24 protein-coding genes and 1 tRNA gene are annotated in these 22,790 nt (G+C 69.5%); 14 read left to right on the plus strand and 11 right to left on the minus strand.

Translation table 11 applies throughout. The features are described 5' to 3' along the window. Positions 1 to 1,473, minus strand: coding sequence for an alpha,alpha-trehalose-phosphate synthase (UDP-forming) (locus ACY48E_RS03550; RefSeq protein WP_462870718.1), 1,473 nt, complete (start codon positions 1,471 to 1,473; stop codon positions 1 to 3). Between the two features lie 38 nt (positions 1,474 to 1,511). Then, a complete protein-coding gene (locus tag ACY48E_RS03555; protein WP_462870719.1) occupies positions 1,512 to 1,682 on the minus strand; it encodes a hypothetical protein in 171 nt (56 codons plus the stop codon). Between the two features lie 127 nt (positions 1,683 to 1,809). On the opposite strand from ACY48E_RS03555, the gene ACY48E_RS03560 reads away from it, so the two are divergent. From ACY48E_RS03560 to ACY48E_RS03570, 3 genes are all read left to right on the plus strand, one after another. Beyond that, complete coding sequence (locus tag ACY48E_RS03560) at positions 1,810 to 2,613, plus strand: alpha/beta fold hydrolase (protein ID WP_462870720.1); 804 nt, start codon at positions 1,810 to 1,812, stop codon at positions 2,611 to 2,613. A 100-nt stretch (positions 2,614 to 2,713) separates the two neighbouring features. Next, positions 2,714 to 2,962 (plus strand): MbtH family protein, encoded by a 249-nt coding sequence (locus tag ACY48E_RS03565; RefSeq protein ID WP_462870721.1) that lies wholly within the window; start codon positions 2,714 to 2,716, stop codon positions 2,960 to 2,962. Positions 2,963 to 3,023: 61 nt separating this feature from the next. Continuing rightward, a tRNA-Thr gene (locus ACY48E_RS03570) sits at positions 3,024 to 3,095 on the plus strand. Here the strand turns inward: ACY48E_RS03570 and ACY48E_RS03575 are convergent. Next, complete coding sequence (locus tag ACY48E_RS03575) at positions 3,077 to 4,351, minus strand: lipase family protein (RefSeq protein ID WP_462870722.1); 1,275 nt, start codon at positions 4,349 to 4,351, stop codon at positions 3,077 to 3,079. The genes ACY48E_RS03570 and ACY48E_RS03575 overlap by 19 nt on opposite strands. Before the next feature lie 121 nt (positions 4,352 to 4,472). Here ACY48E_RS03575 and ACY48E_RS03580 point away from each other — a divergent pair, with 121 nt between their 5' ends. From ACY48E_RS03580 to ACY48E_RS03590, 3 genes are all read left to right on the plus strand, one after another. Continuing rightward, the gene (locus tag ACY48E_RS03580) at positions 4,473 to 5,075 is read left to right on the plus strand and encodes a TetR/AcrR family transcriptional regulator (protein WP_462870723.1); all 603 of its coding nucleotides are present in this window, start codon (positions 4,473 to 4,475) and stop codon (positions 5,073 to 5,075) included. A 73-nt stretch (positions 5,076 to 5,148) separates the two neighbouring features. Then, positions 5,149 to 6,672 carry an acetyl-CoA acetyltransferase gene (locus tag ACY48E_RS03585; protein WP_462870724.1) on the plus strand — a complete coding sequence of 508 codons (1,524 nt, stop codon included), beginning with the start codon at positions 5,149 to 5,151 and terminating at the stop codon, positions 6,670 to 6,672. Continuing rightward, positions 6,669 to 7,490 (plus strand): enoyl-CoA hydratase-related protein, encoded by an 822-nt coding sequence (locus tag ACY48E_RS03590; protein WP_462870725.1) that lies wholly within the window; start codon positions 6,669 to 6,671, stop codon positions 7,488 to 7,490. Before ACY48E_RS03585 ends, ACY48E_RS03590 begins: the two co-directional genes overlap by 4 nt. Positions 7,491 to 7,496: 6 nt before the next feature. Here the strand turns inward: ACY48E_RS03590 and ACY48E_RS03595 are convergent, their stop codons facing one another. Continuing rightward, positions 7,497 to 8,141 carry a TetR/AcrR family transcriptional regulator C-terminal domain-containing protein gene (locus ACY48E_RS03595; RefSeq protein WP_462870726.1) on the minus strand — a complete coding sequence of 215 codons (645 nt, stop codon included), beginning with the start codon at positions 8,139 to 8,141 and terminating at the stop codon, positions 7,497 to 7,499. A 91-nt stretch (positions 8,142 to 8,232) separates the two neighbouring features. On the opposite strand from ACY48E_RS03595, the gene ACY48E_RS03600 reads away from it, so the two are divergent. Next, complete coding sequence (locus ACY48E_RS03600; protein ID WP_462870727.1) at positions 8,233 to 8,937, plus strand: DUF4386 family protein; 705 nt, start codon at positions 8,233 to 8,235, stop codon at positions 8,935 to 8,937. A 5-nt stretch (positions 8,938 to 8,942) separates the two neighbouring features. Here ACY48E_RS03600 and ACY48E_RS03605 read toward each other — a convergent pair whose 3' ends face one another. The 3 genes from ACY48E_RS03605 to ACY48E_RS03615 all read right to left on the minus strand — a co-directional run bounded on the left by ACY48E_RS03605 (position 8,943) and on the right by ACY48E_RS03615 (position 11,134). Beyond that, positions 8,943 to 9,203 carry a hypothetical protein gene (locus ACY48E_RS03605; protein ID WP_462870728.1) on the minus strand — a complete coding sequence of 87 codons (261 nt, stop codon included), beginning with the start codon at positions 9,201 to 9,203 and terminating at the stop codon, positions 8,943 to 8,945. 108 nt (positions 9,204 to 9,311) lie between these two features. Beyond that, positions 9,312 to 10,175 (minus strand): 5-oxoprolinase subunit C family protein, encoded by an 864-nt coding sequence (locus tag ACY48E_RS03610; protein ID WP_462870729.1) that lies wholly within the window; start codon positions 10,173 to 10,175, stop codon positions 9,312 to 9,314. After that, positions 10,172 to 11,134 carry a class I SAM-dependent methyltransferase gene (locus tag ACY48E_RS03615; protein WP_462870730.1) on the minus strand — a complete coding sequence of 321 codons (963 nt, stop codon included), beginning with the start codon at positions 11,132 to 11,134 and terminating at the stop codon, positions 10,172 to 10,174. The genes ACY48E_RS03610 and ACY48E_RS03615 overlap by 4 nt, the downstream gene beginning before the upstream one ends. Between ACY48E_RS03615 and ACY48E_RS03620 the strand changes: the two genes are divergently transcribed. Next, complete coding sequence (locus ACY48E_RS03620; protein ID WP_462870731.1) at positions 11,133 to 12,818, plus strand: AMP-binding protein; 1,686 nt, start codon at positions 11,133 to 11,135, stop codon at positions 12,816 to 12,818. The two genes, ACY48E_RS03615 and ACY48E_RS03620, sit on opposite strands and share 2 nt — an antisense overlap. 38 nt (positions 12,819 to 12,856) lie before the next feature. Here ACY48E_RS03620 and ACY48E_RS03625 read toward each other — a convergent pair whose 3' ends face one another. Together ACY48E_RS03625 and ACY48E_RS03630 are read right to left on the minus strand one after the other, a co-directional pair. After that, positions 12,857 to 13,381, minus strand: a complete 525-nt coding sequence (locus tag ACY48E_RS03625) for a DinB family protein (RefSeq protein WP_462870732.1) — start codon at positions 13,379 to 13,381, stop codon at positions 12,857 to 12,859. A 92-nt stretch (positions 13,382 to 13,473) separates the two neighbouring features. After that, the gene (locus ACY48E_RS03630) at positions 13,474 to 14,211 is read right to left on the minus strand and encodes a dienelactone hydrolase family protein (RefSeq protein WP_462870733.1); all 738 of its coding nucleotides are present in this window, start codon (positions 14,209 to 14,211) and stop codon (positions 13,474 to 13,476) included. Between the two features lie 71 nt (positions 14,212 to 14,282). Here ACY48E_RS03630 and ACY48E_RS03635 point away from each other — a divergent pair, with 71 nt between their 5' ends. Then, positions 14,283 to 15,824, plus strand: coding sequence for an ATP-dependent DNA ligase (locus tag ACY48E_RS03635; protein WP_462870734.1), 1,542 nt, complete (start codon positions 14,283 to 14,285; stop codon positions 15,822 to 15,824). On the opposite strand, the gene ACY48E_RS03640 is transcribed toward ACY48E_RS03635, so the two are convergent. Further along, positions 15,797 to 16,522, minus strand: a complete 726-nt coding sequence (locus tag ACY48E_RS03640) for a VIT1/CCC1 transporter family protein (protein ID WP_462870735.1) — start codon at positions 16,520 to 16,522, stop codon at positions 15,797 to 15,799. The genes ACY48E_RS03635 and ACY48E_RS03640 overlap by 28 nt on opposite strands. A gap of 114 nt (positions 16,523 to 16,636) precedes the next feature. Between ACY48E_RS03640 and nhaA the strand changes: the two genes are divergently transcribed. After that, entirely contained in the window at positions 16,637 to 17,998 is a 1,362-nt protein-coding gene (gene nhaA, locus ACY48E_RS03645; protein WP_462870736.1) for a Na+/H+ antiporter NhaA, read from the plus strand. Between the two features lie 28 nt (positions 17,999 to 18,026). Here nhaA and ACY48E_RS03650 read toward each other — a convergent pair whose 3' ends face one another. After that, positions 18,027 to 18,494 (minus strand): Asp23/Gls24 family envelope stress response protein, encoded by a 468-nt coding sequence (locus ACY48E_RS03650; protein WP_462870737.1) that lies wholly within the window; start codon positions 18,492 to 18,494, stop codon positions 18,027 to 18,029. Between the two features lie 244 nt (positions 18,495 to 18,738). Here ACY48E_RS03650 and ACY48E_RS03655 point away from each other — a divergent pair, with 244 nt between their 5' ends. The 4 genes from ACY48E_RS03655 to ACY48E_RS03670 all read left to right on the plus strand — a co-directional run bounded on the left by ACY48E_RS03655 (position 18,739) and on the right by ACY48E_RS03670 (position 22,789). After that, positions 18,739 to 19,368 (plus strand): hypothetical protein, encoded by a 630-nt coding sequence (locus ACY48E_RS03655; RefSeq protein ID WP_462870738.1) that lies wholly within the window; start codon positions 18,739 to 18,741, stop codon positions 19,366 to 19,368. A gap of 98 nt (positions 19,369 to 19,466) precedes the next feature. Beyond that, positions 19,467 to 20,276 carry a putative protein N(5)-glutamine methyltransferase gene (locus ACY48E_RS03660; protein WP_462870739.1) on the plus strand — a complete coding sequence of 270 codons (810 nt, stop codon included), beginning with the start codon at positions 19,467 to 19,469 and terminating at the stop codon, positions 20,274 to 20,276. A 43-nt stretch (positions 20,277 to 20,319) separates the two neighbouring features. After that, the gene (locus ACY48E_RS03665; RefSeq protein WP_462870740.1) at positions 20,320 to 20,604 is read left to right on the plus strand and encodes a DUF1490 family protein; all 285 of its coding nucleotides are present in this window, start codon (positions 20,320 to 20,322) and stop codon (positions 20,602 to 20,604) included. 4 nt (positions 20,605 to 20,608) lie between these two features. Next, positions 20,609 to 22,789: a heavy metal translocating P-type ATPase gene (locus ACY48E_RS03670; protein WP_462870741.1), complete on the plus strand. Its 2,181-nt coding sequence runs from the start codon at positions 20,609 to 20,611 to the stop codon at positions 22,787 to 22,789. Position 22,790: the final 1 nt, after the last annotated feature.

The following is a 22,790-nucleotide window of genomic DNA, read 5'->3' on the forward strand; positions in this document are numbered from 1 at the left end:
CTAGTCCCCGTCTCGCTCGGCCAGTGCGGTCAGGAACGAGCGCGCCCAGCGGTCGACATCGTGCGCGAGGACCTGTCGGCGCATGGCACGCATGTGTCGGCGGCCGGCTTCACGGTCCTGCTCGATGGCCTCGATCATGGCGTCCTTGACGCTCGTCGCATCGTGCGGGTTGCACAGGTATGCCTGCCGCAATTCCGCTGCGGCACCGGTGAACTCGCTCAGAACCAGGGCACCACCGAGATCCGATCGCGACGCGATGTACTCCTTGGCCACCAGGTTCATCCCGTCGCGCAGCGGGGTGACCAGCATGACGTCGGCGGTGGCGTAGTACGAGATCAGATCGCTCTGCGGCACGGGACGGTGCAGGTAGTGCACCACCGGATGTCCCACCCGGCTGAACTCGCCGTTGATCCTGCCCACCATGGCCTCGACATCCCCGCGCATCTGTCGGTAACTGTCGACGCGTTCGCGGCTGGGGGTGGCCACCTGGATCATCACCACCTCCTCCGGATCGACCCTTCCTTCCGAGAGCAGTTCGTGGAAGGCGGCCAGCCGCACGTCGATCCCCTTGGTGTAGTCCAGGCGGTCGACGCCGAGCATGATGGTCCTCGGATTGCCCAACTCGGTACGGATCTCGCGTGCCCGCTCGCGGACCGCCCGGCTGCGCGATGCCTCGTCGAGCCGTCCGGAGTCGATGGAGATCGGGAACGCACCCACCCGCACCGACCGGAAACCCACCTGCACGACACCGAGTTTCGACCGCACGCCCACCGCGCCGCGGGAGGTCTGCTGCCCGGCCAGACGTCGGGAGAGGAACAGGAAGTTCTGGGCACCGCCGGGCAGATGGAAGCCGATGAGGTCGGCGCCGAGCAGGCCCTCGACGATCTCGGTGCGCCACGGCATCTGCATGAACAACTCGACCGGTGGGAACGGGATGTGCAGAAAGAAGCCGATGGTCAGATCGGGTCGCAGCATCCGGAGCATCTTGGGCACCAACTGCAGCTGGTAGTCCTGGATCCACACAGTCGCCCCCTCGGCGGCGGCGGCGGATGCGGCTTCGGCGAAGCGACGGTTGACCACCACGTACGCCTCCCACCACGTGCGGTCGTAGACCGGGCGCACGATCACGTCGTGGTAGAGCGGCCAGAGCGTGGCGTTGGAGAACCCCTCGTAGTAGTCGGCCACCTCCTGCGCGGACAGCGACACCGGAACCAGGTCCACCCCGTCCTCGCGGAACGGTTCCACCTCGACGTCCGCAACGCCGGGCCAGCCCACCCAGGCGCCATTGTTGCTGCGCAGGATCGGCTCGAGCGCGGTGACCAGCCCGCCGGGGCTGCGCTTCCAGCGCACGGTGCCGTCCGCCGCGGTGTCCAGGTCGACGGGAAGTCGGTTGGCCACCACCACGAAGTTCGAGCCGGTGTGCGCGCCCGCGCGAGCGGGGGTCCGAGAAGCCGGACGATCGTCCGGGGTCACCGGTGTCCTTCAGGCGGGTCGAGGAGCATCGCGTCCGTTCAGTCGAGCTTGGGGTTGGGGCCGATACCGAGCATCGCCAGCAGCATGCGGCATTCGTCGGCGTCCGACGCATACGCGGCCACCACGCGCTGCGCTTGGCGGGCGGTCTCGTCGGCCAGGGGCTCGATGTCCTCGTCGGCGATGTCGGTGTCGGTGGTCTTGCCGGGCATGGCTCTCTCCGTCTGTGTCGAACGTACGTCGGAACTCTATGAGAACGTGCGGACTACCCGCAAAGTTGCGCCGGTAACCTTGCGCGGTCACCACACGGCCCACTGTCCGATCGGAGATCACCGTCGAATGACCATCGCAACCGTCAACGGCATCGCCCTGAACTACTCGGTCACCGGGACCGGGCGGCTGGTGGTGATGATCATGGGTACCGGCAGCCCGGGGCGGGTGTGGGAGCTGCACCAGGTGCCCGCACTCGTTGCCGCGGGGGCGCGAGTGTGCACGTTCGACAACCGTGGGATCGCCCCCACCGACGAGTGCGCGTCCGGAATCAGCATCGACGACATTGCCGCCGACGCCGCGGCGCTCATCGAACTGCTGCGCGAGGGACAGGAGAAGGCCGTCGTGATCGGCACCTCCATGGGTGCGCGTGCGGCACAGGAATTGGCGCTCGCCCGCCCCGACCTGGTCGAGCGTGCTGTCTTCCTGGCCGGTCATGCGCGTCTGGACGAGTTCCAGCAGGTTCTCGGGCAGGGTGAGCGCGATCTCGCCGACGCCGGGATCGAGCTGCCGCCCAAGTACTCGGCCGCGGTCACGGCGGCGATGAACCTGTCCCCGGCCACCCTGCGGGACGCCCGGGCAGCACGCGACTGGCTCGACGTCTTCGAGTTCTCCACCGCGCCGCTCACACCCGGGGTTCGGGCCCAGCTGGCGATGGACTCCCAGTTCGATCGCCGCGACGCCTACCGCGCCATGGCCGTACCGTGCCTGTCGATCGGGTTCGCCGACGATCGGATGATCCCGGCGTATCTCTCCCGGGAACTGGCCGACGCCATTCCCGGCGCGCAATACATCGAGATAGCCGACGCGGGCCATTTCGGCTATCTGGAGAAGCCCGAGCAGGTCAACGCGGCCATTGTCGGCTTCCTCTGATTCGGTCGACGATCACAAGGGTTGATAGTCTCGACGAACGACGTCATTCGTGACGTTCGATGCACCGTCGGATCACCGTGCGAACAGTGAGGCAGGAAACATGAGCACCAACCCCTTCGACGACGAGGACGGGCGTTTCTTCGTGCTCGTCAACGACGAGGATCAGCACTCGCTCTGGCCGACTTTCGCCGAGGTCCCCCAGGGGTGGCGCGTGGTGTTCGGCGAGGAATCGCGTGCGGCGTGCCTCGAGTACGTCGAGAAGAACTGGACCGATATGCGCCCTCGCAGCCTGCGTGAAGCGATGGAGGCCGACGCCGCGGGGCGCCACCGCGTGGAGAACCCTTCCTGAAATCGCCCCGACCCTCCGGGTCGGAGATCGACCCCCGCGGTCGGGGACCACGCGGCCGCACGCCTCCTTAGCTCAGTGGTAGAGCACTCGCCTTGTAAGCGAAAGGTCGTCAGTTCAATCCTGACAGGGGGCTCCGATGGTTGCGGGTTCGCCCGCGACAAGTGCCCGCAGCCAGTCCAGCGCAGGCCCGATCGTTGCCAGCCCGAGAACATGGCCCACGCCCACCTTCGGCAGGATCTGCGGGTAGTCCGGCACCAGCGTGCGCACCGGTGCGCCGCCGCTGCACCAGGCGTGCTGAAGTTCCCTGGTGCCGCGCACGGCCACCAGGTCGTCGGCCGAGTTCTGCGCCAGCAGGATCGGCACCGTGGGTTCCACCCGTCCGAGGCTCTGCTCGGCGGCAAGGGACTTCAGGGGCTCCTCGTTCAGCAGGGCGGCGACGGGACGCCCGTCGCGGGTGTACTCGGTGGTGGAGACGAAGGGATTCATCCGAGGGGCGTCGTAGATGCAGAAGTTCTGCGATCGGTCGAGGATCTCGCGACCACGGTCGTTGAACAGCGAGAGAACCGAGCGCGTCCGCTCCGGGTAGGCCGCGATGAAGCCGCTGATCACCCACCCGAGCCCGCCCGAGAGGATCGAACCGTCGCCGTACTCGGCCAGGTCGAACAGCGATGGAGCCGGAGCGCCCACGAAGGCGCCGATGATCGGTAGTTCCGGTGCGTAGCTCGGTGCCAGTTCGGCGGCGGCGCCCGCGGCGTGGCCGCCCTGCGAGTACCCCCACAGCGCCACGGGTGCGATGGCCGAGACTCCCTGCGCGGTCATCGACCGCGCCGCACGCGCGATGTCCAGCACGGCTCGACCCTCGTCCACCCGGTTGAGGTAGGTGTGCACACCGGGCGTGCCCAGCCCCCGATAGTCGGTCACCGCGACGGCGTACCCCGCTGCGATCAGGGGTCCGATCTGGATGTTCTCGTACTCCTGGCCGAGCGGCATCAACTTCGATGCCGCGCACTGATCGCCGGCGCCCTGGGTTCCCGGGCCCATCGCCACCACGGGTCGAACGCCGCGTCCGGTCCATCGGGCTCGTGGAACCAGCAGCGTCCCGGTGATGGCCTCGGTGTGGCCGCCCACGTTCTCGCTGAGATACATCAGGCGGGTGACCTCGGCGTCGAGCACCGCGGGGGTGCCGGGGATCACCGCCGAGACCGAGGGCTCGGTGCGCAGGACCGTGCCCGCCGCCGCGGACGGCAGCGGGCTGGGTGGGGTGTAGAAGTCGGCGGGCCCGCTCGGCGCGGCGCCGGCCATCGGGGCCGCGCCGAGCAGAGTGCACATGACGGCTGTCGCCATCGCCATCGCGCGAAGACCGATGGTGAGAACTCCGAACTCGGCCACCGTAACCCTCTTCCGCCAGTGATCCGCCCCGATCCTGTGCACCGTAAATCAGACAGGGATTGTCCGCAATAGGGGACCGGTGCCGTCGGACGGGTTGCCTTCGCGGTGCGAGGATGTCCCCATGCCCGATGAGCAGCGCCGCGGACCCGGCCGGCCCCGCGATGCCGACCTCGAGACCCGCGTGTACGACGCCGTCCTCGAGGTCTACTGGGAGACCAGTTGGCGGGGCTTCACCTTCGATGCGGTTGCGCGCCGCGCGAAGGTCGGACGTGCGGCGCTCTATCGCCGATGGGATTCGAAGGAAGCGCTGCTGGTGCAGGCCCTCGAGGTGCGCTCGCCCCTGTCGACCCCCATCGACACCGGGTCGGTGCGCGGTGACCTGATCGAGCTGTGCGAGCAGCTCGACCGCGGATACAACGAGCTGGCCGGGCTGGTGTCGCTGCGCGTGACGCTCGATGCGATGGTGCACCCCGACCTGCTCGCCCACCTGACCGACACGCTCAACCTGAGCCGGCTGGTCACCGCGCGTCGGATCGTCGCCCGTGCCGTCGGGCGTGGCGAGTTGCCGGCGGGCACCTCCACCACGTTGCTGCTCGAACTGGTCACCGGCGCGGTGTTGAGCCATGCGCTGTTCTCGCGTGCTCACGGCCCGATTGCGGCCGACGGCGGTGCCGCGTACGCGCGGACGGTGGTGGACACCGTGCTTCGTGCGCTGCGTCCGTAGGTCCGGCTGCCGAGCCCCGCGAGTCGCCGATCCATATTTACAGACACGCGGTGTCTGAAATAGGGTTGCGATCATGACGGACCCGAACAGAGTGCCCGTGGTGGTCGGTGTCGCCGACCGGCGGCACGGACGCCACGCTCGACCCGCACCCCCGCGCGAACCGCTGGACCTGATCGTCAACGCGGCCGAGGCCGCCCTTGCCGACACCGGCTCGGCCGGCATCGGCGCCGCAGTGGACACCGTGCACGCCGTGCGGACCACCAGCTGGAACTACGCCGATCTCCCAGCTCTGGTCGCCGAGCACATCGGTGCCGGTCCCACCCGCACCCACACCAGCTCCATCGGAGGGCACTGGCCTGCCGCGCTGCTCGACGAACTCGGCGCGGCGATCGCCGCGGGGTCGACCACGGTCGCACTGCTGGTCGGCGGCGAGGCGCAGGCCTCGGTGACCGCGCTCATGAAGGCCGGGACCGACCCGGCCTCACTCGGGTGGGTCAGCGCACCCGGCGGCCCGCCGACCTTCGACCGGGAGGATCTGGGCAGCCCGGACATGCAGCGAGCCGGCGTGATCACCCCGACCCGGGTGTACCCGCTCTTCGAGAACCGGCTCGGTGCGGACCTCGGCGAGACACCCAACCAGACCCGTGCCCGATCGGCGCGGATGTACGCGGCCTTCTCCGCCGTCGCCACCGAGAACCCGGCGGCGTGGTCGCCGGGGATCAGGACGGCCGACGAGATCGCCACCGCGGGGCCCGGCAACAGACTCGTCAGCGATGCCTACCCCCTGGCGATGAACGCCATGCCCTTCGTGGACCAGGCGGCCGCCGTCGTCGTGTGCTCGCTCGCTGCCGCACGCGAGCACGGTGTCCCGGACGACCGCATCGTTCATCTGTGGGGCGGTGCCGCCGCATCGGACACGACGGACGTCCTGGCACGCACCACCTTCGGGGCGTCTCCCGCGTTGGAGTCGGCGACCCGACGGGTTCTCGACAGGGCGAGCCTGACCGGTGCGGACCTCGCGCTGGTCGACTCCTACTCCTGCTTCCCGGTGGTGCCCGCCCTGCTCGTGCGCGCCCTGGGGCTGCCGGCCGATGCAGTTCCGACCGTGCTCGGCGGGCACTCGTACTTCGGCGGCCCGTTGAGCAGTTACTCCCTGCACTCGATCGTCGAGGTGACCCGTCGGCTGAGGCATCGCGCTGCTACCGATGTCGCGCTGGTGCACGCCAACGGCGGCTACCTCACCCACCAGCACCTTCTCCTGCTTTCCCGGCGGCCGCACCCCGAGGGCTACATCGGCGATCCCACCCCTGAGCACATAGCACCCACCACCGCAGCCCTGCGTCACGACTACTCCGGTGACGCCGTGATCGTGACCGCCACCGTGGAATTCGACCGCCGCGGCGAGCCCGGAACCGGTCTGGTGATCGCGCAGACCCCCGACGGCGCTCGTGTGGCAGGGCACACCGATCCCCCGGGCGCCGCAGCCTTGATCCGCTACACCGCCGACGGCTCGCGCTCACTGGTCGGGGCAGCGGTGCACCTCACCGACAACGGCGGCCGCCTGGCCGTCGACTTCACCGAGAAGGCGAACTCATGACCGGAGAACCCACGACCGGAGAACCTACGGACACCGTGGTCCTCACCGAGCAGATCGATCACACGCTGCTCGTCACCATCAATCGGCCCAAGGCTGCCAACAGCATCAACGCCGAGGTCCATCGCCTGCTCGGTGAGGCGTGGGAGACGGCCCAGTCGAGCGCATCGGTTCGCGCGGTGGTTCTCACCGGTAGCGGATCGTCGGTGTTCTGCGGAGGGGCGGACCTACGCGCACTCGGAACCCGCGGGCCCGACGCGGTCACCCCACCCGAGACTGCGCACTGGGGTTTCGCGGGCGTGGTGCGTCATCCGATACCCAAACCCATCATCTGCGCGGTCAACGGCACCGCTCTGGGCGGTGGCACCGAACTCGCCCTCGCGGGTGACCTCGTGGTGGCTGCCGATACCGCCACCTTCGGTCTCCCGGAGGTCAAGCGCGGGCTCATCGCCGGCGCAGGCGGGGTGTTCCGACTCCTCGAGGCTGTTCCGCGGGCCGTGGCGCTGGAGCTGATCTTCACCGGGGCGACCCTCTCCGCTGCAGAGGCCCACCGGTGGGGGCTGATCAACCGGGTGGTCCCCGGCGACGACGTGGTGCCCGCCGCGCTCGCGCTCGCCGCCGCGGTGGCCGAGTGCGCGCCGCTGGCCGTGCAGGCCAGCAAGGTCGTCGCTCGCGGCATCGTCGACGGCGACGTGCCGTCGGAGCAGTTGGGGTGGGATCTCACCGAGCGTGCGCTCGCGCGTCTGACCACGTCCAGGGACACCGTCGAAGGGGTGATGGCGTTCCTCGAGAAGCGGGCACCGGTGTGGACCGGGGAGTGACGGGAGTCAGGACTGCCCGGTTCGCAGGTGTTCGAGTGCCGCCAGAATCAGGTCGAGGCCGAAGTCGAATTCGCCTGCCGGGTCGTATTCGCTCGACATCAGCACCGTGGCGGACTCGTTGAGATAGGGATACTGGTCGGCCGGTAGCTGCGGCAGGTATACCTCCGTGGTCATGTCGGCAAGCTCGGCAGCGGTGTCGAACGGCAGGCCGGCCTCCTGCAGCGCGAACCCGTAGACGTAGCTGTCGATCAACCAGTGGGCGTGCGTGGCCATCGCCACCGAGAAGCCGGCCCGCCGCAGGCAGGCGGTGATCGCTTCGCGGTGACGCAGGTTCGACGGCCCGGGTGACGTTCTCGTCTCCATCAGTGCGGTCGCCCACGGATGCTGTGCCAGGACCTGGCGGGCACTGCGCGCGCGAGCTCGTATCGCCGACTGCCAGTCGGCGCCCTCGGGCGGTAGTCCGATCTCGTCGAACACCGCGTCCACCATGGCGTCGAGCAGCTCGTCCCTGTTGGCCACGTAGTGGTAGAGCGACATCGCGCCGGCGCCGAGGGTGGTGGCCAGCCGCCGCATGCTCAACCCGTCGACGCCCTCCTGATCGGCGAGTCGAACCGCCTCGGAAACGACCCTGTCCCTGTTCAGACTTGACACTCGTACAGCGTACGGCGATAGTGTTTCGTACACCGTACGTCGTACGGTGTACGAATCCCTCGGACGGCTGTCCGACACCGAATGGAGTCCCATGAATCCGGCTGCCGGCACCACACCGCAGAACATCGACGCCGCCTCGCCCCGCCGTCACGAGCACGTCGTGGGGTTGACGGCTATCGCCCTAGGGCTCTCGATCGTCGTCCAGAACGTCGCCGTGATCGCAACCGGAGCCCCGGACTACGCGAGTCCGATCACCGAGGTGCTGGCCTACCACGCGCAGAACCGGAGCGCGGTGGCACTTTCGGTCGGTCTGGAGGCTGTGAACGTGCCGCTGGTGCTGGGCCTGCTGGCCGCTTTGCACGGGCTGGTCCGACGTCGTGGCGGCGCGGGCGCGGACTTCTCGCGGCTGGCTCTCGTCGCAGGCGCAGCCCTGTGCGCGGTGTACGCGCTCTACGCGGTGCTGTGGAACGGCGTGGTGCTGGCGGCGGGCGACCCCGCCGAGCCGAGCCCCACCCTCGAACTCCTCTGGCAGATGCACGGATCGGCATTCGCGCTCGCCCTTCCGGCGCTGGGCACGACCTTCCTCGGCGCTGCCGTCGCTGCCTCTCGAAGCGGGCTGACCCCGTCGTGGCAACGCTGGGTGGGTGTGGTCTCGGCGGTGCTGCTGATCACCGCCGGAACGGCCAACCTCGCCATCGGTGACGGCTCAGCACTGCTGCTGATCGGGATGCCGGGCTTCGCCGCCTGGGTGCTGTGGCTGCTCGTCACCGGCACCCGCCTTCTGCGGGCGCGTTGACCCGCTCACAGCGACGCGCGGGCGAACACCACCTCCCGGCCCGGCCGCGCCCGGGTCAGCGCGTCGACGTCCCTCCCGCTGACGACGCCGATCACGGGGTAGCCGCCGGTGATCGGATGATCGGCGAGCAGCACCACCGGTGCACCCGAGGGCGGTACCTGCAGCGCACCGAGAACCATCCCCTCCGAGGGCAGTTCGGCCAGCGTGGTGCGGGTGAGCGGCGGGCCGGTACGGCGGATGGGCGGATGGCCGCAACGGGCACGCACTTCTTGCCCACCTCTGAGCGAAAGGCGCGTTGGGTCGGTTTCGAGTTCGGGTGCGTGGCGATGCCGTTCAGAGTCGAATTCGCTCGAAGGTGGGCAACTTGTATGTGCTCACCCCGAAGATTCGAACACCACCTCCCGGCCCGGCCGCGCCTGGGCCAGCGCGTCGACGTCCCTCCCGCTGACGACGCCGATCACGGGGTAGCCGCCGGTGATCGGATGATCGGCGAGCAGCACCACCGGTGCACCCGAGGGCGGTACCTGCACCGCACCGAGAACCATCCCCTCCGAGGGCAGTTCGGCCAGGGTGCTGCGGGTGAGCGGCGGGCCGGTACGGCGGACGAGTCGAGCCCCGATGCGATCGACGCTGTCGTCGACGGCCCATGATCCGACGAACAGATCATCGGGACGGCTGAACCAGTCGTCCCGGGGGCCGAGCCGGACATGCGCGATCACGGGCTCGTCTGCGATCACCGCCACCGGTGCGACGTCGATGCGGGCGGGTGGGCCGACCTCGGCGCCCACACCCAACTCCGCACCGGCAACGAGCGGCGGCGGCCCCAGACCGGCGAGGGTGTCACGACTGCGCGAGCCCAGCACCACCTCGGCGTCGATCCCGCCGCGGACCGCGAGGTAGCACCGCAGCCCGGCCGACGGGGTGCCGAGAGCGAGCACCTGCCCGGCCCGCACGGTGATGACGGCGTCGTTGCCCATCGGGGCCCCGTCGACGGTGACCGGTGCCGGTGCCCCGGTCACTGCCATCTGCACCGTGTCCGAGGCGCGCACGCGCACCCCTCCCAGCAGCGACTCGATCGATGCCGCCGAGTCGAGATTCCCCACCAGCCGGTTGCCCAGTGCGAAGGATCGGCGATCGGCTGCTCCGGATGTGCCGACGCCGAGCGCGCGCAGGCCCGGTCGGCCCCGATCCTGAACTGTGCTCAGCGGACCCGGATCGAGCACGGTCAGCACGGTCACACGCGGCCGGCGATCACGACGGCCGTTGGCGTCGGGCCGAGACGATCGATCCGCGCACGGGACAGCCCGCACTGTTCGAGCAGGTGATCGGCGGCGTCGGGGCTGGTCGGGAGCATCCAGCGAACGGGCTCGCCGAGCAGGGCGAGTGTCGCCTGCGCGGCGGCAGTGACGATGCGCGCCGGGCCGGTGTGGGGGAGTGCGCGCTCGGTGAGGGCGTCGAAGACGATGACCGATCCCGGCGCGCACCGCTCTGACACCGTGGTCAGCGTCGCGCGCACATCCTCCTCGCGCAGATACATGCTCACGCCCTCCCACACCACCAGCGCCGGGGCGGAGGGGTCGAATCCGGCGGCCACCAGATCGTCGAACCACACTCGCTCCGCGAGGTCGACCCCGACGTAGCGCACGTGCGCATCGTCGAGACCGGCGGCGCAGACCGCGGCGCGTTTGTTGCGCTGGGTGGGGGCACGGTCGAGTTCGAACGCCGTCGTCGTGGGGTCGAGGTGTTGGGCGCGCGTGTCGTTGCCGGCGCCGAGAATCACCACCTGCGGCCAGGGCGTGCCGTCGATCCCGCCGTCCACCAACTCGTCGATGGTGCGGGTGCGGACGGTGACGATGTCGGCGAACCCGGCGCTGTGAAGGTCCGGTGTTCGCAGCGGTCCCGGGGTGTGACCGGTGAGCGCGACCGCCAGGCGCGTCGGCGCGACGGCGATGTCCCAGGCCAGGGCCGACGTGGTGGGCAGTGCCCGCAGCAGAGCACGCGCCCGCGGGTCCGGTCGCGTTCCGCCGACGTCGAGCAGCGCGCGGGCGGTGATCGGACCGTACGCGGTGATCGAGACCCCGGCCACGCGGGCGGTCACCGCGGCACGGGCGGCGAACACACCCACCCCGGCTGCGCTGATCGGGAGAAGCGCTGCTTCGAGCGCACCGAAAGCCAGATGCCGAGCGAGAGAGACCATGGATCGATCATGCTCCCCGCCGAAGCCGTCGCGCACGTCACGCACCATCGCTACGCTGCGAGAGGTGACCGAGACGAGCTACACCGCCGGGGAAACCGACGTTCCGCTGCTCACCGACACCATCGGGGACAACCTCGCCCACACGGTCGAGGCCTTCCCCGATCGTGATGCCCTGATCGACGTGCCGTCGGGCCGACGGTGGACCTACCGGCAGCTTCTCGACGAGGTCGACGTCGTCGCGTCCGGGTTGCTCGCGGCGGGCGTGGGAGCCGGTGACCGCGTCGGTATCTGGGCGCCCAACGGCCCGGAGTGGGTGCTGGTGCAGTACGCCACCGCGCGCGTGGGCGCCATCCTGGTCACCATCAACCCCGCCTACCGTGTCCACGAGCTGCGATACGTGTTGCAGCAGTCCGGTATTCGCATGGTCGTGGCGGCGCCGTCGTTCCGCGACTCGAACTACGCGGCCATGATCGACGAGGTGACGGCGGAGTGTCCGGCGCTCGAGTTCGTGGTGCTGATCGGTACTCCGTCGTGGGAGGCTCTGCTGGCCGACGGGCGTGCGGCAGACCCACGGGCGGTGACCGACGCCGGCTCCCAGCTGTCCGCAACGGATGCGATCAACATCCAATACACTTCCGGCACAACGGGTTTCCCCAAGGGTGCCGCGCTCAGCCATCGCAACATCCTCAACAACGGATACTTCGTCGGCGAGTTGCTGAACTACACCGAGCACGATCGGGTCTGCGTGCCGGTGCCCTTCTACCACTGCTTCGGCATGGTGATGTGCAACCTCGCGGCCACCTCCCACGGCTCGGCCATTGTGATCCCGGCGCCCGCCTTCGACCCCGCCCTGACCCTCGAGGCCGTCGCGCGCGAGAAGTGCACCTCCCTGTACGGGGTGCCCACGATGTTCATCGCAGAACTTGCGCTGCCCACCATCGACTCGTTCGACCTGGGCACGCTGCGCACCGGCATCATGGCGGGATCCCCCTGCCCCACCGAGGTGATGAACCGCGTGATCGACCGGATGGGCATGGCCGAGGTGTCCATCGCCTACGGCATGACCGAGACGTCACCGGTTGCGCTGCAGACCCGTGTCGACGACACCATCGAACAGCGCGTGAGCACCGTCGGACGCGTCGGGCCACACCTCGAGATCGCCGTCATGGACCCCGCCACCGGCGATCTACGGCCCCGCGGTGAGGCAGGTGAGCTGTGCATTCGTGGGTACTCGGTGATGATCGGGTACTGGGACGAGCCGGCCAAGACGGCCGACGCCATCGACACCGACGGCTGGATGCACACCGGCGACATCGGCGTCATGGACGCCGACGGGTACGTCTCGGTGACCGGGCGCATCAAGGACCTGGTGATCCGCGGTGGTGAGAACATCTACCCCCGCGAGGTCGAGGAGTTCCTCTACACCCATCCCGACATCGTCGACGCGCAGGTGATCGGGGTGCCCGACCAGAAGTACGGCGAGGAACTGATGGTGTGGGTGCGTCTGCGCGAGGGTGCGCCCGAACTCACCGCCGAGGCCCTGCGCGACTTCTGCCATGGCAACCTCGCTCGCTACAAGATCCCGCGCTACGTCCACGTGGTGGACGAGTTCCCGATGACCGTCACCGGCAAGGTGCGCAAGGTCGAGATGCGCGAGGCGTCGGTGGCCCTGCTGGGTTTGTGACCCGCCGGCCGGTGGGGCGGCGGTGGGGACGCGGTCCGTCAGCCCATGGTTCGAGCGCCGTCGATGGATTCGCGAATGATGTCGGCGTGGCCTGCGTGCTGGGCGGTCTCGGCGAGGATGTGGACCAGTACCCGTCGACCGCTCCAGCGCGCACCCGGCTCGAACCACGGCGCCGACGGAAGAGGCTGCGTCGCATCGAGATCCGCTTCGCGGACGAACGCCGTCGTCTCCCTGGCCACCTGCGCGTAGCGCGCGAGCAGAGCCTCGAGAGTGTCCTCGTCGCTCAGCACGAAGCGCGGGTCCACCCACTCGTCCCCGCCGCCGTCCCAGTCGCTGCCGGCAGCGGATTCGTCACCACCGTCACCCATCGCGCCTGTTCGAGCGAACGCGATCCATCCGGCCTCGGTGTCGGCGACATGTTTGAGCAGCGACGCCAGCGACAGTGCGCTGACGGTGGGTGTGCTGCGCGCAGCAGCGTCGTCGAGACCGCGGACGGTCTGGATCAGGAAACCCCGATGTCTGTCGAGAACCTCGATCAGGTCTGCGCGTTCGCTCTCACTCACGGTGACTCCCCGGGTGTCGATGGCTGACTGCCAGCACCGTAGACCGGGCCACCGACATCTCGGGCGGGTTTCGCGCCGAACGCGGCGGCCACCTACTGCCCTGCCGGTCTCACTCCCGTGTGCTCGTCGAGGAAGGCGAAGATGCGCTCCCATGCCGGCTCCGCGACGTCGCGGATGTACTTGGTGCCGGGGAAGGTGACGAATCCGAAGAACGGGGCGTCGCGGGTGAGGAAGGAGTGCTTGGCGCCGTCGTACTCGACGACGTCGTTGACCACCCCTGCCTCGTCGAGGCGCCGGGCGAGCTTGCGCGCGCCGTCGCGGACGATCACGTCCTGCTTGCCGAACGATGCGACCACCGGTGGGCACCTGCGCAGGTCGGTGTCGTCGGCGGGCAGGATTCCGTAGTTGTCGGCGACGGCCCGCAGACCATCGGGGCCCAGGCTGCCGAGCAGCAGTGCGAACGCCCCGCCCATGCAGAAACCGATCACGGCGGTCCGCTCACCGTCGACGTCCTCGCGGGCCCGCAACCACGACTGCACGGTGTTCAGGTCGTCGGTCACCGGGCCGGGCCGGCCGGAGGACACCTCGCGCATGTTGCGCACCAGGCACCCGGCAGCGCTCCCGGAGCTCAGAAGATCCGGCACCACGGCCGCCCAGCCGCGAGCGGCGAAGACGTCGGCGACCTCGCGGATAGGTTCGGTGAGCACCGGCGCCTCGTGCACCACCAGGACACCGGGCCATCCACCGGCCGGGGCGTCACCGTCGGGTGCCGCCACCATGGCATCGACGGTGCGTCCACCGGCGAGTTCGATCCTGTGGTCACTACGCATGCACCCAACAGTGCCACAGGGAGTCCCCGTGCCACAGTTCGCCGCGGGCTCCACCTGGCACTGTGGAGAGCATGCTGCTGCACGAGGTGATCGCCGCCGGTGAGGCGGTCGCGGCCACCAGGGCCCGCACGGTGAAGGCGTCGGTGCTGGCCGACCTGCTCACTCGGGCCGAGCCGGCAGACCTCCCTGCGGTCGCATCGTGGCTCGCGGGGGAGACCGTGCAGGGTCGCATCGGCGTGGGGTGGCGCACCCTCGCCGACGTCCGCGGTGAACCCGCCGCCGAACCCAGCCTCACCGTCGCCGAGGTCGACGCCGCGTTGACCACACTCACCACCACCTCGGGTTCGGGATCGGTGGCCGCTCGCCGCGCGCTGCTCACCGAGTTGATGGCTCGGGCCACCGCCGCCGAGCAGGACTTCCTCGTGCGACTGATCACCGGTGAGGTGCGCCTGGGCGCGCTCGAGGGGGTGATGACCGACGCCATCGCGGTGGCCGCACAGGTCGAGCCGACCGCCGTGCGTCGTGCGGTGATGCTCAGCGGGCGTCTGCCGGAGACCGCCGTCGCGGCGATGACCGGGGGCGCTGGGGCGCTGGCCGAGTTCGGGCTGCGCGTGGGTCGTCCGGTGCGCCCGATGCTGGCCTCACCCGGCGAATCGGTGGCCGCCGCGCACGCCGACCTGGGAGGCGATCTGAGCGCCGAGTTCAAGCTCGACGGCGCACGCATCCAGGTGCACCGCGACGGCAACGACGTCGCCGTGTTCACCCGCACGCTGCGCGAGATCACCGGATCGGTGCCCGAGCTCGTCGAGCTGGTTCGTGGTCTTCCCTGCCGCACCACCGTTCTCGACGGCGAAACTCTCGCCCTCACCGACGCCGGGCGCCCCCGACCGTTCCAGGAGACGATGAGCCGGTTCGGTGCCACCTCCGAGCGCGCGTTGCTGCTCTCGCCCTACTTCTTCGACTGCCTCGAGCTCGACGGAGAGGACCTGCTGGACCAGCCGCTCGCCCGTCGGCAGGGAGCCCTCGAGGTCGTCGCCGGCCCGCATCGCATCCCGACCGTCGTCCGGCCCACGCTCGCGCAGGTGCAGGAGCACCTCGCGAGTGCACTCGCCGCCGGCCACGAGGGGATCATGCTCAAGTCCCTGAGCTCGCCGTACGCCGCCGGTCGCCGGGGAAAGGCGTGGCAGAAGATCAAGCCCGAGCACACCCTCGACCTGATCGTTCTCGGCGCCGAGTGGGGTTACGGGCGTCGCACGGGGTGGCTGTCGAACCTGCACCTCGGCGCGCGGGACCCGGACGGCGGCGAGCCGATCATGGTGGGCAAGACCTTCAAGGGGTTGACCGACGATCTGCTGCGGTGGCAGACCGAGACCTTCCCCCGGTTCGAACGGGCCAGGGACCGCACAGCGGTGTATCTGCGACCGGAGATCGTCGTGGAGATCGAGCTGGACGGGGTGCAGCGCAGCACGCGGTATCCGGGTGGGGTGGCCCTGCGTTTCGCGCGGGTGGTGCGATACCGCCCCGACCGCGACGCCGCCGGTGCGAGCACCATCGACGATGTGCGGGCGCTGCTCGTCGGTCGCGATCAGACCCCGGAGACCCCGAACGCCTGACCGACGGCGTACGTGAAGATCATCGCCAGCGCGCCACCGAAGACCACGCGCCGCACCGCGGGCAGGGTGGGAGAGCCACCGAGTCGCGAGCTGATGGTGCCCGTCAGTGCCAGCGCGATGAGAACCCCGACGAACGTCACCGGGATGCGCATCGACTCCGGCGGCAGCAGGATCGCCAGCAGCGGGAGCAGCGCACCGACGGTGAAGGAGATGGCCGACGAGATGGCCGCCTGCCACGGGTTGGTCAGCTCCTCGGGATCGATGCCGAGCTCGACGTCGACGTGGGCGGCGAACGCGTCGTGCTCGGTGAGTTCGATGGCCACCTGCTGCGCCGTGCTCTTGCTCAGCCCCTTGCCCTCGTAGATCGCGGCGAGTTCGGCCAACTCCGCCTCGGGATCCTGGCGCAGTTCGCGGCGCTCCTTGGCCAGCAGGGCGCGTTCGGTGTCGCGCTGGGTGCTCACCGAGATGTACTCCCCGAGCGCCATCGACACCGCACCCGCCACCAGGCCGGCCAGTCCGGCCGTGAGGATCGGGCCGCGCTCGGTGGTCGCGGCGGCGACTCCGACCACCAGGCCGGCCGTTGAGACGATGCCGTCGTTGGCGCCGAGCACCCCGGCGCGCAGCCAGTTCAGCTTGTTGTTGATCCCGGTGTGCGGCTCGTCGGGGTGCGTCGTGGTGTCGGTGTTCTCGGAGCTCATGTGCGCAAGGCTACGGACCCGATTGCCGGTCCTACCAGCAAAGCTAGGCTTGCCAAATGTCCTTCGTCCGCCGAGTTGGGCGGTACGTGCGGTCGTCAGTAGAGTGAGGGCACCATGGTCGGCAACCGCACACTCTTCGCACGTGGTTCCTGGCCCGAGGCACGCCGCGTCAGTCGAATCCTGCGGGAGGAGACAGCGGGCGGTGTGTTGCTCCTCGTCGCTGCGGTGCTGGCGCTGATATGGGCCAATTCTCCGTGGTCGTCGACCTACTTCGACTTCCTCGACACCAAGATCGGGCCGAGCTCCATCGGGCTGGACCTGTCGATCTCGAAGTGGGCGGCGGACGGGCTCCTGGCGATCTTCTTCTACGTGGTCGGGCTCGAACTCAAGCGGGAGTTCGTCGCCGGTGATCTGCGCCAACCTTCGCGTGCGGCATTGCCGATCGTGGCCGCGGTGGGCGGCATGCTCGTGCCCGCCACGATCTACACCGTCATCAACTTCGGGGACGCGCAGGCGCTGCGCGGGTGGGCTGTGCCGACGGCCACAGATATCGCGTTCGCCGTCGCGGTCCTCGCGGTGATCTCCACCCACCTGCCGTCCGCGTTGCGGACGTTCCTGCTCACGCTCGCCGTGGTCGACGACCTCCTCGCCATCACCGTGATCGCGGTCTTCTACACCGACGAGCTGCACCCCGTGTCGCTTGCGCTGTCCCTGATTCCGTTGTTGCTCTTCGCCGGTGCTGTGCAGCGCCGGGTTCGGGCGTGGTGGGTCCTGGTGCCGCTGGCGCTTCTGACGTGGGTTCTGGTGCACGAGTCCGGTGTGCACGCCACCGTCGCGGGGGTGCTGCTGGGACTGACGGTGCCAGTGCGCGGCCCTCGGGGCCGGGCCCACGACGGTGCGGCGGACCCCGACACGGAAGCGGATGAATCCCTGGCGGCCGCGTTCGAACACCGGATGCGACCGATCTCGGCGGGGCTGGCCGTGCCGCTGTTCGCGTTCTGTGCGGCAGGGGTGTCTGTCGGTGGCCTCTCGGGCCTCGGCCAGGCGCTGACCGATCGCGTGGCGATCGGCGTGGTCACCGCACTGGTGGTGGGCAAGGCGGTGGGGATCTACGGCACGACGCGCCTGGTCGCTCTGGTGACGCGAGCGCGGTTGCACCCCTCCATCGCATGGGTGGATGTGCTGGGCGTGGCAATACTCGCCGGTGTCGGATTCACCGTGTCCCTGCTGATCGGCGACCTTGCGTTCGGAGTGGGTACCGAGCGCGGAGACACGGTGAAGGTGGCGGTGCTCACCGGCTCGGTACTTGCAGCCGTGCTGGCGTCGACAGTTCTGCGTGCACGCAACAGGGCCTATCGTCTCGCCGAGGAGGAGGAGACACGCGACGACGACGGGGACGGCATTCCCGACGTGTATCAGCATCCGGAGAACGATCACCCGCCGAACGACGCGAACACCCCCACCGACGATCGGTGAGGGTGTCCGCTCGGGACCGACGAGAAGCTCAGCTCTCGTCGGTGGAAGAGCCGTCGTTGAGGTAGACGTCGTGGACGGTCACGTTCACCTCGGTCACCTCGAGGCCGGTCATGCGCTCGATCGCGTTGATGATGTTCTTGCGGATGCCTGCGGCGAGGTCGTGGATGGCAACGCCGTACTCGGCGACGATTGCGACATCGACGGCGGCCTGGCTCTCGCCGACCTCCACCGACACGCCCTGCGAGACGTTGACCCCGGCGCCGGGGATGATCTCGCGGATCGCGCCGATCGCGCGGGTGGTGCTGCCACCGAGGTCGTGTACGCCGTTGATCTCGCGTGCCGCGATGCCGGCAATCTTGGCGACGACGGTGTCGGCGATGGTGGTCTTGCCGTTGGTGCTCGCCAGGGCCGAGGTGCCGGTGGTGGCAACTGCCTTCGAGCCGTTGGTGGCGGCCTTGGTGGTGGTGCTGTTCGAGGTCGTGGTCGGAGCGGTCACGATGTTCGCCTTCCTTCGTGGGGTCGGGTTGTGTCGGTGGAGCCCGGCAGGAACTCTCACCGGTCTTGATCGTTCGACAGTTAGGTCGAGCGCCCCTGCGCGATACGCACGTCCGGCGTTCGATCTGTGCTCCACATCACATCTGTGAACGAACGTGGTAGGCGTCACCGACTACCCGGCGTGTGCTCGGAGCGGGCGCCGACGACTCACCCATATCGAGATTCACCGAGGAAAGGACGAATCGATGACCGATCGCAGCAGCAAGATCGAGGACGCCGCCGCCGAGACGGAGAAGGCCGTGAACAAGGCCGCCGAGAAGGTGGAGGACGCCGCCGGGAAGGTGACCGACAAGGTCGAGAAGGCGCAGGAGAAGCTGACCGACAAGGTCGAGAAGGCGCAGGAGAAGGTGACCGACAAGGCTTCCGCGGCCGCCGAGCAGGTGACCGAGAAGGTCGAGGAGGCACAGGAGAAGGTGACCGACAAAGTCGGGCAGGCGCAGGAGAAGGTGACCGAGAAGGTCGAGAAGGCGCAGGAGGCCGTCGCCGGCGCCGTCGACGGCGCCAAGGACGCGATCACCGGCACGGTCGAGGACACCAAGAAGGTCGTGACCGACGCGGCATCCGATGCCAAGAGCGCGGTCAAGCAGGCCGCCGGTGAGGCCCACGATGCGGTCGGGCGCGCGTCCACCGCCGCCAAGAGCGCAGTCGACAGCACCGCTGGGACGGTCACCGATATTGCCGATCGCGCGAGTGGCGCGGTCCGCAACATCGATTCGGAGGAGACGGCGAAGTTCGTCACCAGCCCGCTCTTTCTCGGGACCGTCGCGGCTCTGGTGGGCGCAGCCGCGTACGTTCTGCTGCGCAAGCGTTCCTGATGAAGCAGCGTGCCGCCGCCCCGATTCTGTGAATCGGGGCGGCGGTCTTTTTTTCCCGACCATGTTTGGCGCGGACCGATTGTGCGTACTCTCCCGGAATGGTTGCCAGTGCATACCTTCAGGTGGTCGACGAACTCCGCGGTGCGGGCTGCGTGTACGCCGAGGACGAGGCCGAGTTGATCCTCGCCAGCGCCGAGTCCGATGCCGAGCGTGAGGCCCTCGTCCGTGACCGGATCAGCGGGATCCCGCTCGAGGTTCTGCTGGGGTGGGTGGAGTTCGGTGGCCTGCGGCTCGATGTCGCGCCCGGCGTCTTCGTGCCGCGGATCAGGACGGAGTTCCTCGCCGAGGTTGCCGTGGAGCTGACTGCGCCCAGGAGCACCGTGCTCGACCTGTGCTGCGGCGTGGGCGCCGTGGGTGCGGTGCTGGCCGATCGAGTCGATGGGGTTGTCGTCCACGCCGCCGACATCGACCCCGCAGCCGTGGCGTGCGCGCAGCGCAATCTTCCCGGTGGACATGTGCATCAGGGTGACCTGTTCGACGCCCTGCCCGATCGGTTGCGGGGAACCTTCGCCATCGTCGTGGCCAACGCGCCCTACGTTCCCACGCCCCGCATCGGCTCGATGCCCGGCGAGGCACGCGACTACGAACCGCTCGCCGCGCTCGACGGCGGTGCCGACGGTTTGGCCGTGCACCGGCGGATTGCCGACGCGGTGTCCGAGTGGCTGGCCCCCGGTGGTCGCGTGCTGATCGAATCCTCCGCCGATCTGGCGGCCGCCACCGCCGAGGCCCTTCGCGCCGGCGGACTGATCGATGCACACGTGCGCACCAGTGAATTCCGTTCGGCCACCGTCGTTGTGGCCACGGCGCCGCCGCTCTCCCGACACCCCCGGCCGGTGGCGTCCCGCTGACACAGGTCATACTGGGGCCCTCTCGAGCGAAGGATGGTTCCCAATGAGCACACCGAGTTTTCTCGACCGCGCCGTGTCCACCGTCGTCACCGGCGCCGTGGGGGTGGCGGCCTACAACGGGGTCAAGGTGCTCGCGGAGCGTACGCCGTGGCGTGAGGGCGCTGTGTGGCTCACCTCGGTGTCGCTGAAGGGTTTCCGCAAACTGGAAGAGGGCGCCGAGTCCGCTCGCCTCTCGGTCTCCGACGTGGTCTCCGAAGCGAAGGCGCGCAACGGCGAGGAGGTCTCCCCGCCGACGGTGTCCGACCACGGACACGGCCACGATCACTGAGCCGATGACCGCCCTCGACCAGCGACCACTCGACCACTCGGTGGTTCGCACGAGCGATCTCGATCTGGTCTCCGATGCCGGTGGCCGTCTGCGCCTGCGGGCGCCGTGGCTGCGCGGCGCACTCGCGCGGGCCGTGGCCGTCGAGGACGCCGTGCTGGCCTTGCGCGGGGTGCGTGCAGCGCACGCGTACCCGCGCACCGGTTCGATCGTGGTCTGGTACTCCTCGACGCGGCTCGACCGCGACGAGTTGTTCGCTGCGATCGACTCCGCCCGCGAGGTCTCGCGCACCCTGGTGCCCACGCGCGCCCCCCGCTCGGCCGACGTCGACAACGGCGACGTGCTGCGCATGGCAGTCGGCGGTCTCGCCCTCGCGCTGCTGGGCATCCGCCGCTACGGCTTCGCCCGGCCGCCGCTGCTCGGACCCACCAGCCGACTCGTCGCCACCGGGGCCACCATCTTCACCGGCTACCCCTTCCTGCGCGGGGCGCTGCGCTCGCTGACCCGCGGGGGTGGCGCCGGAACGGATGCCCTGGTGTCCGCGGCCACGGTGGCGAGCCTGGTGCTGCGCGAGAACGTCGTGGCCCTGACGGTGCTGTGGCTGCTCAACATCGGTGAATACCTGCAGGCACTGACCCTGCGACGCACCCGGCGTGCCATCGCCGACCTGCTCAGCGGAACCACCGACACCGCGTTCGTGCGCATGGCCGACGGCACCGAGGTCTCGGTGGACGTGGACAACCTCGAGGTCGGTGACGAGGTGGTGGTGCACGATCACACGGGGTTGCCCGTCGACGGCGTGGTGGTGGACGGCGAGGCCGTGGTGGATCAGTCCGCGATCACCGGCGAGACGCTGCCGGTGTCCATCGGCGTCGGCGATCGGGTGCACGCCGGGTCGGTGGTGATCCGCGGTCGGCTCGTGGTGCGGGCGAGCGCGGTGGGCACGGACACCACGATCGGTCGCATCATCTCCCGGGTGGAGCAGGCGCAGCAGGACCGCGCGCCCATCCAGACCGTCGGGGAGAACTTCTCGCGCCGGTTCGTGCCGGCGTCGTTCCTGCTCTCCGCGCTCACCCTGGTGATCACCCGCGACGTTCGGCGCGCGATGACCATGCTGTTGGTGGCCTGCCCGTGCGCGGTGGGTCTGTCCACCCCGACGGCCATCAGTGCGGCGATCGGCAACGGTGCGCGCCGCGGGATCCTGCTCAAGGGCGGCTCGCACCTCGAGTTGGCGGGTCGGGTCGACGCCGTCGTGTTCGACAAGACGGGCACGCTCACCGTCGGGCGTCCGGTGGTGACCAACGTGGTGGCCTTCGACGACGGGTGGGAGCCCGAACAGGTACTCGCCTACGCCGCCAGCTCCGAAATTCATTCCCGACACCCGTTGGCAGCAGCGGTGATTCGGAGCACCGAGGAACGCCGCATCGTCATCCCGCCGCACGAGGAGTGCGAGGTGCTCGTCGGGCTCGGGATGCGCACCATCGCCGACGGGCGCACGCTCCTGCTCGGGAGCCCGTCGCTGCTGCAGGGTGAGAACGTTGCCGTCTCCGAGCGAGCGGCCGAGTGGGTCGCCCGTCTGCAGCGCGCCGCCGAGACCCCGTTGCTGCTGGCTGTCGACGGCACCCTGGTGGGGCTGATCAGCCTGCGCGACGAGGTACGGCCCGAGGCGCGCGGGGTACTGGAATCGCTACGGGCAGACGGCGTTTCGCGGATCGTGATGCTCACCGGCGATCACCCCGACACCGCCGCCGCGGTGGCCGCGGAACTCGGGATCGACGAGTGGCGCGCCGAGGTGATGCCCGACGACAAGCTCGAGGCGGTTCGCGCCCTGCAGGCCGAGGGGCACGTGGTGGCGATGGTCGGCGACGGCACCAACGACGCACCGGCGCTGGCGGCGGCGGACATCGGCGTCGCGATGGGGCTCGCCGGCACGGATGTCGCCGTCGAGACCGCGGACGTGGCCCTCTCCAGCGACGAGTTGACCAGACTGCTGGACGTGCGCGATCTCGGTGCCCACGCGGTGGGTGTCATCCGGCAGAACTACGGCATGTCGATCGCGGTCAACGCGATCGGCCTCGCCGTGGGCGCCGGGGGTGCGCTCTCGCCGGTGCTGGCGGCGATCCTGCACAACGCGTCGTCCGTCGCGGTGGTGCTCAACAGCTCCCGGCTGATCCGGTACCGAACCTGAC

Source organism: Rhodococcus sp. AZ1, from assembly GCF_054979605.1.